Consider the following 15,519-nt stretch of genomic DNA (forward strand, 5'->3'; position numbering starts at 1 on the left):
CGTCCTCCGGCCCGGGGTTTCCCGGCGTGCGTCCTCCGGCCCGGGGTTTCCCGGCGTGCGTCCTCCGGCCCGGGGTTTCCCGGCGGCGTGATCGGGAAGTCGGCCCCGCCGGAGCGCACCGCACGCGTCGAAGGGAGCCAGCCTGTGGCCGTGGCGAACGAGCTGCTACTGAACTCGGTCCGGGTACGACGACCCGCCTCGGCGGGCGCGCCGCTCTACTGCGACGCGCTGGAGTACGGGCTGACCGGTGACGGCGCGACCAACGACCAACCGGCGCTGGCCGCCCTCGTGGACCGTCTCGGTGCCGGCTACGCCTCGGACGGGCGGGCCCGGGTGATCTACTGCCCACCGGGCATCTACTCGATCCGGGACGCGGGCACGGTGTGGCGCAGCGGCGTGTCGCTGATCGGGGCCGGCCCTGCGGCGACCCGGTTCATGCTCAGCAACGAGGGCAACCGGGCCGACCCGACGCCGCTGGCCTTCTGGACCACCGTGCAGCACGGCGCGGACCGGGACCGGCACATCGCCGACTGCACCTTCTCCGACTTCCAGATCGACGGCTCCGGCGTCGCTATGGCCGAGTACAGCTACCTGGCCAAGGGGCTCGGCCTCCAGTACGTGGTGCGGGGCGTCTTCCGCAACCTTTACATCCACCACACCGCCGCGACCGGGTTGGGCTGCGACTTCCTCCAGGACTCGCTGATCGACGGCGTGGTGGTGGTCGGCTGTGGTCGCCTCGACAACGGCGAGCAGATCGGCGGCGCCGGCATCGGGGTCGGTATCGGCGGGTGGGGCCCGATGGAGCGGCTGACCATCGCCAACTGCACCACCCTGGCCAACGGCACCAACGGCATCTTCCTGGAGCTGCAGAAGGACTACTGGGAACCGCCGCGCGGCTACCGCATCATCGGCTGCCACAGTCAGGGCAACCGGTTCGGCATCTCCGACTGGGGTGCGGACGGACTGATCGTCTCGGCCTGCACGATGACCGGCAACCTGGAGACCGGCTTCGACGTGTCGTCGCAGGGCACCTCGTCGGTGGCCGGCCGGGGTGGGCTGCTCACCGACTGCGTCATCGACGGCAACCTGCGCGACGGGGTCAGCATCGGCAACAGCCCCGGCCCGTACACCGTGCGGGGCAACCGGATCAGCGGCAACGGCCAGCACGGCTATCACACGCAGGACCTCGGGCGCGGCTACCGGGGCGCGATCCGCGACGTGGTGATCGAGAGCAACGAGATCTGGGGCAACGGGTTGGACGCGGTCCGCGTCGACCACCAGATGACCGACGCGGTGGTGCTCAACAACCGGATCCGCAACAACGGGCGACAGTACGCCGAAGGCACCGGCGGGACGGGCGATGCCGTGCGCTACGACGAGCGCTCCCTGGTGGACCGTTCGGCCACCTGGCCGCACGACGGGCACCGGGGCAAGGTGCTGCGGGTCGGGCGGGCCGTTGCCATGGTCGCCTCCAACACCGGCGACGAACTCACCCTCGCCCCGGTCCGGCCGGACGCGTTCAGCGCGTGGAGCGGGGACATCCCGCCACCGGGATGTGGGTACGAACTCGCTGCCGCACCGGAGCTGCGGGCCGGCATCACCATCGACGCGCCGTTCGACTCGGCCACCATCCGCGGCAACCGGATCTGGGACAACCACGACCACCAGACCCAGACGCACGGGCTGTGGATCACCGACCGGGGTAGTTGCGTGGACTGCCGGGTCGAGGACAACGACCTCGCCGGCAACGCCGACGAGGGGATGCGGCTGGACACCCCGCCGGTGGGCGGACGCTGGCGCGACAACCACGTCGACAGCGACTGGACCTGAGCGACCGCGCGGCGGCGTTCACCCGGCTGCGTTCACCCGGCGGCGGCGTTCACCCCGCCCTCGGCCCTCGGCCGGTGGCGGCGGTCGGTGGTGAGACGAGGAGCGGCGGCGACCGGAGTGATCCGGTCGCCGCCGCTGTCATCGTGAGCTGGTCAGCCGGCCAGGCCGGCCACCGGGGTCGGGTCCAGCACGACCGTGGCCGAGCCCGACTGCGCGGGTGAGCCCGCGTCGGTGTACTCGGCGACGAACACCGCGGTCAGGTTGTCCGCGCCGCTGTGCCCACCGTCCAGGAAGGTGGGAATGGTCCCGGAGCAACCCGTCGAGGTGGAGAGCGGGTGCCCGTGCTCGTCGTGCCCGAGCACGTAGGTGACCTTCACCCGGGAGCAGTCCACCGGCAGGTCGTCGGTGACCTTCACCTCGTACGCGACCGTCTGCCCGAACTGGAACGGCTGCCCCTCCTCCGGGGTGACGAACTCGACCACCGGAGCGGTCGGCCCGACCACCAGCGGCAGGGTCGCCGAGGCGGAGCGTCCGGTGCGGTCGGTGACCTTCAGCGTCGGCGTGTACGAGCCGTTCTCCGGGAACGTCCAGCTCGCGTTCGGAGCGGTGCTGTCCACCGAACCGTCCGCGTTGAAGTCCCACGCGTAGCTGAGCTTGTCACCGTCCGGGTCGGTGGTGCCGGCGCTGGAGAACGCGACGGTCAGCGGGGCCTGCCCAACGGTCGGCGTGCCGCTGATCTTCGGGATCGGCGTCCGGTTGCCCCGGACGAAGTCGATCCGGGACAGCTGGGCGTCCGGGTTCTCGGCGAAGTAGCCGTCACCGTACTCCAGCACGTAGAGCGCGCCGTCCGGGCCGAACTCCATGTCCATCGGGTTGTCCACCACCAGCGACGGCGCCACCGGAAGGATGTCCTTCACGTCGCCGTCCTCGTCGAGGCGGAACTCCTTGATGTAGTCGCGGGACCACTCGTAGAACAGCGGCACCCCGTCGTAGTAGGCCGGCCAGCGGGTACGCGACGTGCTGGTCCCGTCGTAGTCGTACGCCGGGCCGCCCATCGGGGAGATGCCACCGGTGCCCAGCTGCGGGAACTCGGCCGAGGCGGCAGCCGCATACCAGACCTGCGGCTGCTCGACCGGCGGCAGCACGCGCTTGCCGGTGTTGCGCGGTGACTCGTTGACCGGGCGCTTGCAGTTGAACTTGGCGCCGGACTCGCCGGTGGCGAAGTCGTAGTCGCGGTAGGCGATCGTCGGCGACACGCAGTACGGCCAGCCGTAGTTCGCCGGCTTGTCGACGAGCATCCACCGGCCGTGCCCGGCCGGGCCGCGCTCCGGGCTCGGATTGGAGGCGTCCGGAGAATAGTCGCCCACGTACACGTTGTCGGTACGCCGGTCGACGGCGAACCGGAACGCGTTGCGCAGCCCCATCGCGTAGATCTCCGGGCGGGTCTGCGCCGTGCCCGGCTTGAACAGGTTGCCGGAGGGCACCGTGTAGCCGCCACCGTTCTTCACCTTGATGCGCAGCAGCTTGCCGCGCAGGTCGTTGGTGTTGGCCGAGGTGCGCTGGGCGTCGTACGCCGGGTGGCGGTCGGCCCGCTCGTCGATCGGGATGTAGCCGTCGGAGGCGAACGGGTTGCTGTCGTCACCGGTCGACAGGTACAGGTTGCCCTTGCTGTCGAAGTCGATCTGGCCGCCGACGTGGCAGCAGATGCCCCGGTCGGTGGGCACGTCGATGATCTGCTGCTCGCTGGCGAGGTTGAGCTTCATCCCGTCCAGCTTGAACCGGGACAGCCGCAGCGCGCCCTTGAACCGCTCCCAGTCCGCCTCGGTGCCGGTCTCCGGCGCGTCCCCCTCGTTGACGCCGGGGGTCGCCGGGTCGTCCACCGGCGTGTTCATCGGCGGCGAGTAGTAGAGGTAGACCCACTTGTTCTGGGCGAAGTTCGGGTCGATGGCGACCCCCTGCAGCCCTTCCTCGTCGTGCTCGTACACGGGGATGTCGGCGGCGAGGGTGTTCAGCCCGGTGCGCGGGTCGTGGATGCGGACCTCGCCGGTGCGGGAGGTGTGCAGCACCCGCAGGTCGGGCAGGACGGCGAGGCTCATCGGCTCGCCCGGGAAGTCGTTCAGTGTCACTTTCTGGAAGCTGCTGTCCGGCGGCGCGGCCGGTGCGGCGGCCGCTGCCGACGGTGGTACGACCAGACCGGCCGTCACCAGCAGCAGGGCGGACACGAATGCGGTTCTGTTCATCAAATGGTCCCCCGAGGTGTTTCAGTACCGGAGTGAAGCGAGAAAGTCGAAGCCGACCCGGGCGGTGTCCAGGGCGTCGGCGGGGGAGCGTGGCGGAGTGCCCGCGTCGTCGCGCTCCACGATGTACTCCTCGATGCCGGCCTCACGTTCGTGCGCGAAGATCCGACCGAAGTCGATGAGGCCGTCGCCGAGGTCGGCGAAACCGCCCTCGACGTCGAGGTCCTTGACGTGCACCTGGCGGATCCGGCCGCGGTTGGCCCGGATCACGTCGACCGGGTCGTGCGCGCCCCGCCAGGTCCAGTAGAGGTCGAGCTCGAAGTGCACCAGCCGGGGGTCGGTCTCCCCGGTGAGGATGTCGAACCCGGTCGAGCCGTCGGTCAACGGCACGAACTCCAGTTGGTGGTTGTGGTAGCCGAAGTCGAGCCCGGCGCGTTCGGCCATCCGGCCGGCCTTGTTCAGGTCGCGCGCCAGGGCCCGGTAGACGTTGGGGTCCCGGATGGCCTGGCCGCTCGCGTCCCGACCGAAGTACGGGTGGACGATCTTCTTGCAACCCACGACGTTCGCGTCGGCGAGGGCCTGCTCCCAGGTGGCGGCGTCGAACGGCTGCGGGATGCCGGTGTGCCCGGAGGTGGCGCGCAACCCGGCCTCGTCGAGCGCCGTCCGGAACTGCGCGGCGGTGCGTCCGACGAAACCGGCGTGCTCCACCCGCCGGTAGCCGATCCGGCGCAGCGCGTCCAGGGTGCCGGGCAGGTCGGCGGCAAGTTGGTCACGCAGCGTGTAGAGCTGAATGCTGATCCGGTCCACGGGAACCCGGCGCCGGCCGTGGGACTGCGCGGCGGGGGCGGCGGTGGCCGGAGCGGCGAACATACCGGCAGCGCCGACGGCAGCGGCGGACACGGTCGCGGCGCGCAGAACCGCACGCCGGCTGACCGGCTCGGACACCGCTGTCGGCTCCGGTTGGTTGATCTGTTGATCCATGGTGGTGGTCCCTTCCTGACGGCTGGCATGCCGTCGACGGCAGTCGACCTGGCTGCCGTCGCCCGGACGCGCCGAACCGGCCGGAGCGTGGCTCCGGCTGGACGGTGAGGGACGGCGCTCGGGCGCGGCCCGGACCCATCGGGGGGCGGAACGCGGCGACCCGGCAGGGTGGCGGCAGGCTGATCGACGAATGGGCAACCCTCTATCTAGATCGTGACCTTACCCTTGCCTCCGGACGAAGGCAAAGCTTCGTCGCGTTCGGCAGAAGTTTCGCTCCAACTGACAAAAGTCCGCCCCCGAGGTGCGCCGGCCGGCCTGACCTTCTACTTCCTCGCCCGCCGAGCGGCGCCGAGCGGCGCCGGGCCGGGCGCAGGCCGGAGCGCGCTGGGCCGGGCCTCGCTGGGCCGGGCCTCGCCGGGCCGGGCCTCGCCGGGCCGGGCCGCGCCGGGCCGGGCCGCGTCCGGGAAGCCTGATCCACTCGCGTTCACGGAACTCGGGGTGTCCGGACGTCCCGGACACCCCGATTCTCCGGAAGACGAGTCGATCATGAGTGCCGCGTAACCGCCACACGCCTCGTTGACGACGCTTCCCCCACAGGCGCGACCAGACGCCCGTCATTCGGACAGTCGGTGTGGCGGTCGCTCAAGCAGAGCAAAGGGCATGACACGGGCTGGTTGAACGCCTCATCCGCCAACCGGAACATTGGCGGAAAATGCGTCGATAAATGCGCCGACGATTATTTGCGAATGCCCTGGACGCCCCTGTCGGGGAAGCGAGAATGTGACGGAGGGAAGTCAAAAACGGGGGGACTGAACATGACGTCTAGGCGGCGATTGACGATGTTGGCGGTAACCATCGCAGCCGCACCACTCGTCCTGGGTGGGTGCACCGCCAACCGGGAGTCGGCGACCGGTTCGGCCAAGGGGCACGCCGCCCCACCGGAACTCGCCGTGACACCGGGGGACAAGACCCGCGACGTGCCGGTCAGCGCCGAGGTGGGCACCGTGGTCAAGGGTGGCCGGGTCACTGGCGTACGCCTCACCGACGACAAGGGCAAGCAGGTCAACGCCGAGCCCCGCGAGGACGGCTCGGGCTGGGTGCCGAGCGCGCCGCTGCAACCGCGCCGGACGTACACCGCGGAGGTGACCGCGACCGGTGACTCCGGTGCCACCACCACTCGCACCACCACGTTCACCACGATGGCGAAATCCACCAAACCGCAGATCACCAGCACCCTCTATTTCGTCGGTAATCGGACGTACGGCACGGCGATGCCGGTAACCGTCGCGTTCGACCCGGCAATTCCGAAAGAGGCCAGGGCGGATGTCCAGCGGCGGTTGTTCGTGAAGACGAATCCACCGCAGCCGGGCGCCTGGTCGTGGATCGAGGACGGAACTCAGGTCTATTACCGGGCACCCGATTTCTGGAAGCCGGGGACCACGATCAGCGTCCGGGCCGGTCTGGAGGGTCTGCCGATCGGGAAGGACCGGGTCGGCGACTCCGAGCGGACCGCGACCTCCAAGATCGGGCGCCAGGTCTCGCTGGAGATCGACAACGCCACCAAGCAGATGACGGTGCTGCAGGACGGCAAGCAGGCCCGGCGGATCCCGGTCAGCCTGGGTAAGCCGAGCACGCCGAGTTCCAGCGGCAAGATGGTGATCATGGAGAAGCACGACCGGACCACCTTCGACACCCGGGGTGAGCCCAACGGCGGGTACGTGGTCGACGTCGACGACGCGCAGCGCTACACCTGGGGTGGCGAGTTCATCCACTCCGCCCCGTGGTCGGAGGGGGACCAGGGAAACACCAACGTCTCCCACGGCTGCGCCAACGTCTCCGCCACCGCGGCCGACTGGTTGATGGGGGTGACCCAGGTCGGTGACCTGGTCACCGTCAAGGGCACCGAGGTGGAGTTGCAGCCGGGCAACGGCTGGACGGCGTGGAACGTGAGCTGGGACGAGTACGTCCGGGGCAGCGCCCTGCCGGTGCCGCCCGGGCTCAAGCCCGCGCCGGCCGCCCCGGCGCACCCGGGCGCGGTGGCCGGCGGGTCGCCCGCCCCGGCACCCTCGGTCAGCGGTCGCTGAGTCACCGCCGCGAGCCCTCGGGGCCGGCCCGCCACCGCGGCGGACCGGCCCCGCCGCGAGGGCCGCGCCGACCTGCCAGCAGGGGGCGGGGCCATCATCCCAGGGGTACGCGGGCCACCCCGGTCCCGACCAGGCTGCCCAGCCAGAGGTGGTCGCCGTGCTGGCGTACCCCGGTGATCATCCGGTAGTGGCCGGTCGGGCCGTGCAGCGTCCGGCGGACCGTGCCGTCGCCGTCGACCAGCGCGACCAGCCCGTAGCGGCGTGGCTGTGGCTGCATCGCGTCGGGCAGCAGCGCGGCGATCTGGCGCAGTCGCGGGTGCGGCAGCAACCGTTCGGCGATCGGCACCCGTGGGCTGGGCAGGGCGATCCAGTACGTCCCGTCGCCCACCGCGGCGAGATTGTCCGGGTACGCGGGCAGGTCGGCCAGGATCCGGACGCCGCCGCCCAGCTCGACGCGGAGCAGACGGTGGGTGCTGGTCTCGACGAGCATCAGGGCCGACTCGTCCGGGGTCAGCGCGATCCCGTTGGGGAAGTACAGCCCGTCGGCCACCACCTCGGTGCGACGGCTGCCCGGGTGGTAGGCCAGCACCCGGCCGTTGGGGCGGTGCTCCAGCAGGTCCCGTTTCCAGTGCGACACCGGAAACCGGTCGGAGCTGTCGGTGAAGTAGATGGTGCCGTCGCGGCTTACCGTCGCGTTGTTGGCCAGGTGCACCGGGGGCGTCGTCCCGGTCAGCTCGCGAACCGTGCCGTCGGGCGTGACCCGCAGCAACCCCCGGTACGCGTCGCAGACCACCAGCGCCTCACCGGACTGGTCCAGCTCGATGCCGAGCGGCCGGCCACCGGTCTCGGCCAGCAGCCGGGGTCGGGTGCCGGCCGGCGCGTCGACCGGCCACCACCAGAGCCGACCCTCCTCGTCGCCGCTGATCACCCGTCCGGAGTGGTCGACCAGCACGTCCTCCGGGCCGACGGCGCCGTCGGGAAGGGGCAGCACCTCGGCCTGGTCGAGCCGGCGGTCGGTGGGGGCCCACTGCCCGGCCAGCGCCGGGGGGACGGTCGCCGGCTCGCGGACGGGACGGATCAGCCGGGGCGGCCGGGGCCGGGGGATCAGCATTCGCCTATTCTCCACCGCCACTGTCGGCGGCCACCGGATCACCGCTCACGCGGCGCGCCGGTGTCCTGTCCCGGCCTCCACCCTGAGGGGGATGGGCAGCACCTCGGGGTATGACCCTGGGCGTACCCGGAATCACTCCGCGGAGGGGCGAAACTGTCGGGGGTGGGGGCTAGATTTCTGGGCATGGAAGAGCACAGCGACCGGCTCGACGTGCAGCTCAGCGTGGGTGACCAGGTGGTCCTCATGCGGGTGGCCGGCGAGGTCGACATCGCCACGGTCGCCGCGTTCCGTTCCGCCCTGTGGTCCGCGCCGGTCCGTCCGGTGCTCCAGGTGGATCTGTCCGAGCTGCGGCTGCTCTCCGCCGCCGGCGTCCGCACCCTGCTCGCCGCGCATCTGCGCGTCCGGGCCCGCGGTGGCGAGCTGGTCCTGGTCGACCCGAGCCCGGTGGTGGCGCGGGTGCTGCGCGCGACCGGGCTGCACCGCGTGATGCCGATCCTGGAGCCGGCCCGGGTGGTCGAGGCGGCCCGCCGCCCGACGGCCGCGACCGCGCACCTGCAACTGGTCGCCTGACCTCAACGCACGGTGGGGCCGCCGACGCGAGCCGGCGACCCCCTCCGACAGTCGGTCAGCTCACGCCGAGCAGGTCGACGATGAAGATCAGCGTCTCGCCCGGCGCGATGACGCCGCCTGCGCCCCGGTCGCCGTAACCGAGGTGCGGCGGGATGGTGAGACGGCGGCGGCCGCCGACACGCATGCCCACGACGCCCCGGTCCCAACCGGCGATGACCTGGCCGCCGCCCAGCGGGAACTCGAACGCCTCACCCCGGTTCCAGGACGAGTCGAACTCGCCGCCGGTGGAGTGCGACACGCCGACGTAGTGCACGCTGACCAGCTGGCCCGCCTCGGCCTGCGGGCCGTCGCCCACGGTGATGTCCTCGATCACGAGGTCGGCCGGCGGTGCTCCCTCGATCGGGCCCACCTCGGGCTTGCCCGATCGGGCGCCTGCTGCCTGGTTCATGCGCGGATCTCCTGCCGTTTTGGGTGATGTGTCCGGTCACCGTCGATCCTGCCGGATCGCCCCCCACCGATGTGCGGCGGACCCGCCACCTGCTCGATCGCCCGACGCGACGCGCGGCTGGCGGCCGGGTCGACGGCCACGACGAGCCCCAAAGCCCGGCCCGACGTCGCGGGACTTCGTCCGACCGCCGACGCCGGGCCGGGCGTACGCCTAGGCTCGGGAAACAGCCGGCCGACGGTGTGGCGGGCGGTGCACCGTGGTCGATGCGGAGGGCGTCGGTGGCTGAGGCGACGGTCACGGTCCCGCTGTGGGCCTGGGCGGCGGTCAGCGCGGTGATCGCCGTGATGCTGGCCGTGGACGTGCTCCTGCACCGCGACAACCACGTCATCGAGCTGCGCGAGGCGGTGCTGTGGAGCGCCGTCTGGATCGGCGCGGGCCTGCTGTTCGGGTTGGTCGTGTGGTGGGGTCTCGGCGGCGACCCGGCCATCGCCTACTTCTCCGGTTACCTGCTGGAGAAGGCGCTCTCGGTGGACAACGTCTTCGTCTTCGCCCTGCTCTTCGGCTACTTCCAGGTGCCACCCGGCTACCAGCACAAGGTGCTGTTCTGGGGCGTCGTGGGGGCGCTGATCTTCCGCCTGCTGTTCATCTTCGCCGGTGCCGAGCTGCTGGACCGGCTGGCCTGGGCCGGGTTCGTGCTGGGCGCCTTCCTGATCTGGACCGGCTGGCGACTGGCCGTACGCGGAAAGCCGGACGTCGACCCGGACCGCAACGTCGTGGTCCGGATGTTCCGTCGGCTGGTGCCCACCGACGCCCGCTACCACGGCGACCGGTTCACCGCCCGGGTGGCCGGCCGACGGGTGGCCACGCTGCTGCTGGTGGCCCTCGTCGCCATCGAGGCCACCGACGTGGTCTTCGCCATCGACTCGGTGGCGGCGATCCTCGCCATCACCACCAATACCTTCCTGGTCTGGACGGCCACCGCGTTCGCCGTGCTGGGTCTGCGCAGCCTCTACTTCTGCCTCGCCGGTCTGCTGCGACACTTCGGCTACCTGCGGTACGGGCTGGCGCTGCTGCTGGCCTTCGCCGGGTTGAAGCTCATCCTCGCCGAGACGCCGGTGGGCAAGCTGCCGGTCTGGTTGACGCTCGCGGTGGTGGTGCTGACCCTGGCGGTCAGCATCGGCGCGAGCATCCCGGCCGCGCGGCGCCCCGGAGCCGGCGGGCCGCCCGGAGCCGGCGGCTGAACCGCCCGGCAGCGCCGTGGCGCGGGGCCGCGGTCGGGTCAGTCGACCACGACCGGGCGGGACAGTTGCTCGGCCAGGAGCGCGGGTGCCTCCGCCAGCGAGGGGCCGTACCAGGTGAGGTGCCGACCGGAGAGCAGAGCGCACGGTACGCCGGGGAACGCCTCGGGGCCGTCGTCGGCGGTGAACCGGTACGGCTCGTCGGGCAGCACCACCAACTCGGGCTCCCGTTCGCGCAGCTCGGCGAGGGTGGGACGGGGGTAGCGCTCGGGATGCTCATCGTAGGTGTTGACCACGCCGAGCCGACGCAGCACGTCACCGGCGAACGTGTCCCCGCCGAGCACCACCCACGGCCGACGCCAGACCGGCACCACCGCCCGGCGGGGCGGGGCCAGCCGGGGTGGCTCGGCCCACGCCCGCCGGGCGTCAGCCAGCCAGGCCGGCTCCGTCGGCGCCCCCAGCTCGGCCAGCAGCTCGCCCAGCTCGGTCAGCGCGCCCGCGACGGTACGCGGATAGGTGACCCGCACCGGCACGCCGGCCGCCCGCAACGCCTCCGCGTCGTCGCGGCGGTTCTCCTCCACGTTCAGCAGCACCAGATCCGGCCGCAGGGCGCGCACCCGGTCCAGGTCCGGATACTTGCTGCCGCCGACCCGGGCGACGTCGAGCCCGGCCGGGCGGCTGCACCAGTCGGTGGCCCCGACCAGCAATCCCGGCAGGGTCACCGCCACCGCCTCGGTCAGTGACGGCACCAACGACACCACCCGCACCCGCGTACCTCCGTCCGCCACCGGTCCCGGCACCGATCATGCCCGTCGTGGCACCGTCCGTCAGGGCCGGCCCGGCTCGACGCGGGCGGTCACGTCGAGGTGCGCGGGCGTGCAGCCGGCGGTCGCCGCGAACCGGCGGACCGCGGCGTCGACGTGCTCGCGTACGGCGTCGACCGGGGCGTCGGCCGCCAGATCCACCCGGATCCACACGTCGGGACGCCCCGGCGCTCCGGTGAGCACCACCCGGGCGCGGCGCACCCCGGGGTCGCCGACCAGGTCGCGCTCCAGTGCGCCGACGAGCACGTCGGTGGCCAGGCGGGTGCGCCCCGGGTGGCGTCCGGGCTGGCTCAACATGCCGTGCAGTGTTTGGCGGGGTCGGCGCACCTCACGGCCCAACAGGCGCTGCCCGGTGAGGGCGGTGAGTACTCCGGCGACCGCTGCGGCCAGGGTGCTCCACGGCGCGGCCACCCGCCACGCGTCCAGTAACCCCGCGCCGAGCAGTGCCGCGCCCGAGTCGCTGTCCGGCAGTGAGGCGAGGTTGGCGCCCAGCGCGGTCGTTCCGAGCACCACCAGCAGCAGCGCGACGACAGTCCACAGCAGCCGGTGCGCGGCGTCCGTCATGCCGGCCGCCGGCGGGGCAGCAGCCGGATCTCGATCCGACCGGCACGGGGGGAGGCCAGCTGTCGCAGCTCCTGGCGCACCGCGAACTCGACCTCCGCACGGGCCGCCGGGTCGCCGGTGGCTCGCACCCGGGGGCGCCACTGGTCACCGCGCCGGCGGATCCGCACCCGCGCCCGGCGTACGCCGGGCACGGTCGCGGCCGCCTCGGTCAACCGGCGTTCCACGCACCGCCGCCGTAGGTGCCAGCCGTCCCGCTCGTCGGTTCGCAGGCGGACCGGTGTCCAGCGGCGCAGCTGGGCGGCCAGGATCACCAGGCCCAGCAACACGGCTGCGCCGGCCACGGCGCGAACCTCCGAGTCGTGCCAACGGGTACTGGTCAGCGCGTCGTACCAGCCGGTGCGCGCGAGCAGCGACGCCGGGCGACCCAGCGTGACCAGCAGCGCCTGCACGGCCAGCAGCACGCCGCCGACGAGCAGGGCGACGGCCAGCAGCACCGAGGCGGCCCGGTTGATCGTCCGCATGTCGGCCTCCGGCCAACGGGCGGGCCGTCCTGCCGCGGCGCCGTCCACCCCGGGGACGAGCAGGTCGTCCACCGTGATGGTCACCGCGGCCACGGTGAGGCCGGTGCCGGCGGCCACCCGCTCGCAGACCGCGACCCGGACCGCCTCGCTGACGGCGGGCACGCTGTTTCCGTACGAGGTGACCAGGTGCAGGTCGAGTCCCACGGACCCGCCGCCCAGACGGACGGCGGCCGGGTGAGCGCTGGTCACGCCGGACACCCGGCGGGCCGCTTCGGCCGCGATCCGAGCGACGTCCGCCGCCCCGACGGTGCCCGGATCGCGTCGCTCCGGCCCGATGCCGGCACGAGGTCGACTGGTCGGATACCGGCCCGCGCCGACGGGCGTGGTGGGGCTGCTGGTCGGGATGACGCGCGTGGTGCCGGCGGTCTGGCGGAGGGCGACGGGCCGCGAGGGAACCCGGTGGTGTCGCCCCGCGCGGTCAGCGCGAGGGCGCCGGCGGATGGTCGGGTCACCGGCCAGTCGGGGCCGGCGGGCGCGACGCGGGTCGTCCTGCCGGCGGCCGGCGGCCAGACGGCTACCGGCTGGGGTGCCGAGCTGTTGTCGCGACATGCTGACCTCCCGGCCGGTCCGCTACCGGCGACCCGGCTGAATACACCCGTCGCGCACCCGGGGAACACGACTCCTGCGTGACCTGCGTCACAGGTCCGGGTCGGACGCTGGCACTGACCGGTGGTTCTTGACACGCTTCTACAACGTTGTAATCCACGCTTCGACCCCCGGGAGCCCTCGATGCGCGTTTCTCCGGCACAGCCAGCGGCGTCGCCCGCCCACCCGTCCGCCGTTCCCGACGAGGTGCCGGTCGAGGCGCTCGGCGACCTCTACCGCGACGGCATCACGGCCTGCCGGGCCGCCTTCGACGCGACGTGGGTGGACCAGGTCGGCGAGGATGTCACCGCCGCCTTCGACGAGGCGCGCTCGCGCCCCGACGGCGCCGTCGGGCGAGGCCCGCAGCGCTGGTACGTGGAGATCCATCCGGAGCAGCTGCGCGGCTTCGTCGAACTGGTCACCCAGCCCTGGGTGGTGTCGGTCTGCCAGGCGGTGCTGGGCCCGGAGTACGAGATCGTCGAGCTGGGCTTCGACATCCCCTTCCCCGGCGCGGCCCTGCAACCGTGGCACCGGGACTTCCCCATGCCGGAGGAGACCCGCCGGCAGCGGCGGCTCACCTCGTTGGCGTTCAACCTGACCACCGTCGACACGGTGGAGGAGATGGGGCCGTTCGAGATCGCCCCGGGCACCCAGTGGGACCACGGCGCCGACTTCGACCACGCGATGTTCCCGCCACGGGAGCGTTACCCGCGCTACCAGCAGCGGGCGGTGCGCAAGTATCCGCAGCGTGGGGACATCTCGGCCCGTTCGGCGCTGACCATCCACCGCGGCACCCCGAACGTCTCCCGTCTGGCCCGCCCGGTGCTGGTGCTCGGCGTCGACGCGCCGGGAGCGGGAAACGCCGCCCACCACGACATGGCTGTCACCCGCAGCTACTGGGAGAGCCTGCCCCCGTTTGTCCGGGAGCACCTGCCCTGCCCGGTGGTGGACCGGCTGGAGCCGATCCGGCAGAAGCACACCATCGAGGGCCTGGTGATGGGCGCCGCCGAGTAACGGTCGGCCAGTCACCTCCGACCGGCCGCACCGCCGAGGCGCACGTCATGATCGACCACCTAGACTCGGCCCGGCGCGACCGACCGGCGGATGGATCAGGCAGATGACGAGCATCGGCAGCGACGACCGTGGCTGGCTGCGGGCGGTGCCCGCCGAGGACGGACGCGACCCGCTGCTCACCCGCGCCGGCCACCGGGTCCACCCGGCGCGCCGGCTCAGCGACCTGGTCCAGGGACGCCCTCCCGGTGTCACCGGCAGCCAGTGGAGTTCGGCCAGCCGCGCCAGCTTCGACTTCGTGGTCTGCGCGGCCGACACCGGCCGGGCGATCGTCGCCGTGGAGATCGGCCCCGTCGCGCCCGCCGGGTCGGCCGAGCAGCGCGTCGAGCGGCTGAAGGACGCGGTGAGCGCCGCCGTCGGCCTGCCGGTGCTGCGGGTCGGTTCGCCGACGTTGCGGGCGAGCGAGCACGGCCGCCGCCTGGTGGAGTACGTCATCGACGCGCGCGCCTACGCTGCCGGTGCCGCCGGGGCGACGGCCGCCCGGGACGACCCCGCCCCGGTGGGTTTCCGCGACATCCTCGGGCGGCTGCCCGACGGCCGCACCGGACCGGTCAACGACCTCGGCGCGCTGACCCGGGCGGCGGCGGTCGAGGCGTACGTGGCCGGGCGCGTGGCCGACCCGATCGTGCGGGGCCTGCACGTGCGCTGGGTGGACGGGCCGGCGCAGGGGTGGAGTTGGGTGCAGGTCCGTCCCGACGCGTGCCTCGTCGAGCGGGTCACGGTGACGGAGCACCGATTCTCCTGCGGCATCGACGCGGCCCGGCTGGCCGAGGACCTCGCGACGGTCGCCGTCGGGGAACGGCTGCGGGAGAACGTCGCCTCGGAGCTGTTGCCGCGCGCCGAGTTGACCGAACAGATCGTCGCGCTGAGCGGACGCCGCCACGAACTGGTGGGCGGGTTCGCCTTCGACCACCTCTGCGCCGACTGATCCGCACCCGTTCCACCTGCTGATTTCCTGGTCCGCACCGGCGTGATGTCGGGTCGCGGCAATTTCCTGTGCGCCGGTTGAACCTTCGCGGTCGCCCACCCGTACTCCTGCGCGAATGAACAGGATCTCCCATCCGTGTCGTCGGACGCGGGAGGCGGTGCGGAAAGGGCATCGTCGGCCATCGACGCATTACCGGTAGGTCACGGTGGTCGCCGCCGTGGCGTGCCATCTCACATCCGTCGGTCCGCCGAGGGCAGGAATCCACTACCGGATCGAGAAGGAGAACAATTCGATGCGCAGGTCCACACGGGCGAGCCGGTCATCCGGCAACTCGCGGAGCAAGCGTCTGCTGGCCGTTGTCGGCACGCTCGTGGTCTTCGGCGGAGTCGTCGCCGTGACCCAGATTTCGTCGGCCCAGGACCGGCGGACAAATAAGCCGCGCCCGGCTGCTGGGCAGTGCGTGGAAC

At 72.3% G+C, this 15,519-nt stretch carries 13 protein-coding genes; 6 read left to right on the forward strand and 7 right to left on the reverse strand.

The window, feature by feature from the left end; translation table 11 throughout:
- Positions 1 to 150: 150 nt before the first annotated feature.
- Positions 151 to 1,830, forward strand: a complete 1,680-nt coding sequence (locus LADH09A_RS15070; protein ID WP_238645758.1) for a right-handed parallel beta-helix repeat-containing protein — start codon at positions 151 to 153, stop codon at positions 1,828 to 1,830.
- Between the two features lie 152 nt (positions 1,831 to 1,982).
- Here LADH09A_RS15070 and LADH09A_RS15075 read toward each other — a convergent pair whose 3' ends face one another.
- Together LADH09A_RS15075 and LADH09A_RS15080 are read right to left on the reverse strand one after the other, a co-directional pair.
- The gene (locus tag LADH09A_RS15075) at positions 1,983 to 4,070 is read right to left on the reverse strand and encodes a PQQ-dependent sugar dehydrogenase (protein ID WP_238645759.1); all 2,088 of its coding nucleotides are present in this window, start codon (positions 4,068 to 4,070) and stop codon (positions 1,983 to 1,985) included.
- Positions 4,071 to 4,091: 21 nt separating this feature from the next.
- On the reverse strand, positions 4,092 to 5,048 hold the full coding sequence (locus LADH09A_RS15080; protein WP_238645760.1) for a sugar phosphate isomerase/epimerase family protein: 957 nt from the start codon (positions 5,046 to 5,048) through the stop codon (positions 4,092 to 4,094).
- 815 nt (positions 5,049 to 5,863) lie between these two features.
- Here LADH09A_RS15080 and LADH09A_RS15085 point away from each other — a divergent pair.
- Complete coding sequence (locus tag LADH09A_RS15085; protein ID WP_238645761.1) at positions 5,864 to 7,132, forward strand: L,D-transpeptidase; 1,269 nt, start codon at positions 5,864 to 5,866, stop codon at positions 7,130 to 7,132.
- A gap of 94 nt (positions 7,133 to 7,226) precedes the next feature.
- Here LADH09A_RS15085 and LADH09A_RS15090 read toward each other — a convergent pair whose 3' ends face one another.
- Complete coding sequence (locus LADH09A_RS15090) at positions 7,227 to 8,243, reverse strand: SMP-30/gluconolactonase/LRE family protein (RefSeq protein ID WP_238645762.1); 1,017 nt, start codon at positions 8,241 to 8,243, stop codon at positions 7,227 to 7,229.
- A gap of 183 nt (positions 8,244 to 8,426) precedes the next feature.
- Between LADH09A_RS15090 and LADH09A_RS15095 the strand changes: the two genes are divergently transcribed.
- The gene (locus LADH09A_RS15095; protein ID WP_238645763.1) at positions 8,427 to 8,813 is read left to right on the forward strand and encodes an STAS domain-containing protein; all 387 of its coding nucleotides are present in this window, start codon (positions 8,427 to 8,429) and stop codon (positions 8,811 to 8,813) included.
- Positions 8,814 to 8,868: 55 nt separating this feature from the next.
- Here the strand turns inward: LADH09A_RS15095 and LADH09A_RS15100 are convergent, their stop codons facing one another.
- On the reverse strand, positions 8,869 to 9,261 hold the full coding sequence (locus LADH09A_RS15100; protein WP_238645765.1) for an FKBP-type peptidyl-prolyl cis-trans isomerase: 393 nt from the start codon (positions 9,259 to 9,261) through the stop codon (positions 8,869 to 8,871).
- A gap of 263 nt (positions 9,262 to 9,524) precedes the next feature.
- Between LADH09A_RS15100 and LADH09A_RS15105 the strand changes: the two genes are divergently transcribed.
- A complete protein-coding gene (locus LADH09A_RS15105; protein ID WP_238645767.1) occupies positions 9,525 to 10,502 on the forward strand; it encodes a TerC/Alx family metal homeostasis membrane protein in 978 nt (325 codons plus the stop codon).
- Positions 10,503 to 10,540: 38 nt separating this feature from the next.
- Here the strand turns inward: LADH09A_RS15105 and LADH09A_RS15110 are convergent, their stop codons facing one another.
- From LADH09A_RS15110 to LADH09A_RS15120, 3 genes are read right to left on the reverse strand one after another with little or no spacing between them, the layout of a single operon-like run.
- Positions 10,541 to 11,266, reverse strand: a complete 726-nt coding sequence (locus tag LADH09A_RS15110) for a helical backbone metal receptor (RefSeq protein ID WP_238645816.1) — start codon at positions 11,264 to 11,266, stop codon at positions 10,541 to 10,543.
- A gap of 60 nt (positions 11,267 to 11,326) precedes the next feature.
- A complete protein-coding gene (locus tag LADH09A_RS15115; protein WP_238645768.1) occupies positions 11,327 to 11,887 on the reverse strand; it encodes a hypothetical protein in 561 nt (186 codons plus the stop codon).
- Positions 11,884 to 13,017 (reverse strand): Asp23/Gls24 family envelope stress response protein, encoded by a 1,134-nt coding sequence (locus LADH09A_RS15120; RefSeq protein WP_238645769.1) that lies wholly within the window; start codon positions 13,015 to 13,017, stop codon positions 11,884 to 11,886. The genes LADH09A_RS15115 and LADH09A_RS15120 overlap by 4 nt, the downstream gene beginning before the upstream one ends.
- 180 nt (positions 13,018 to 13,197) lie before the next feature.
- On the opposite strand from LADH09A_RS15120, the gene LADH09A_RS15125 reads away from it, so the two are divergent.
- Positions 13,198 to 14,067, forward strand: coding sequence for a phytanoyl-CoA dioxygenase family protein (locus tag LADH09A_RS15125; RefSeq protein WP_238645770.1), 870 nt, complete (start codon positions 13,198 to 13,200; stop codon positions 14,065 to 14,067).
- A gap of 103 nt (positions 14,068 to 14,170) precedes the next feature.
- Complete coding sequence (locus LADH09A_RS15130; RefSeq protein WP_238645771.1) at positions 14,171 to 15,052, forward strand: PDDEXK family nuclease; 882 nt, start codon at positions 14,171 to 14,173, stop codon at positions 15,050 to 15,052.
- Positions 15,053 to 15,519 lie beyond the last annotated feature (467 nt).

It is taken from the genome of Micromonospora cabrerizensis (genome assembly GCF_022230955.1).
Taxonomy (GTDB): Bacteria; Actinomycetota; Actinomycetes; order Mycobacteriales; family Micromonosporaceae; genus Micromonospora; species Micromonospora cabrerizensis.

Coding starts and splice junctions, on each gene's coding strand:
- LADH09A_RS15075 (WP_238645759.1), bottom strand. CDS start 4,070: ATGAACAGAACCGCATTCGTGTCCGCCCTGCTGCTGGTGACGGCCGGT.
- LADH09A_RS15080 (WP_238645760.1), bottom strand. CDS start 5,048: ATGGATCAACAGATCAACCAACCGGAGCCGACAGCGGTGTCCGAGCCG.
- LADH09A_RS15085 (WP_238645761.1), top strand. CDS start 5,864: ATGACGTCTAGGCGGCGATTGACGATGTTGGCGGTAACCATCGCAGCC.
- LADH09A_RS15090 (WP_238645762.1), bottom strand. CDS start 8,243: ATGCTGATCCCCCGGCCCCGGCCGCCCCGGCTGATCCGTCCCGTCCGC.
- LADH09A_RS15095 (WP_238645763.1), top strand. CDS start 8,427: ATGGAAGAGCACAGCGACCGGCTCGACGTGCAGCTCAGCGTGGGTGAC.
- LADH09A_RS15100 (WP_238645765.1), bottom strand. CDS start 9,261: ATGAACCAGGCAGCAGGCGCCCGATCGGGCAAGCCCGAGGTGGGCCCG.
- LADH09A_RS15105 (WP_238645767.1), top strand. CDS start 9,525: ATGCGGAGGGCGTCGGTGGCTGAGGCGACGGTCACGGTCCCGCTGTGG.
- LADH09A_RS15115 (WP_238645768.1), bottom strand. CDS start 11,887: ATGACGGACGCCGCGCACCGGCTGCTGTGGACTGTCGTCGCGCTGCTG.
- LADH09A_RS15120 (WP_238645769.1), bottom strand. CDS start 13,017: ATGTCGCGACAACAGCTCGGCACCCCAGCCGGTAGCCGTCTGGCCGCC.
- LADH09A_RS15125 (WP_238645770.1), top strand. CDS start 13,198: ATGCGCGTTTCTCCGGCACAGCCAGCGGCGTCGCCCGCCCACCCGTCC.
- LADH09A_RS15130 (WP_238645771.1), top strand. CDS start 14,171: ATGACGAGCATCGGCAGCGACGACCGTGGCTGGCTGCGGGCGGTGCCC.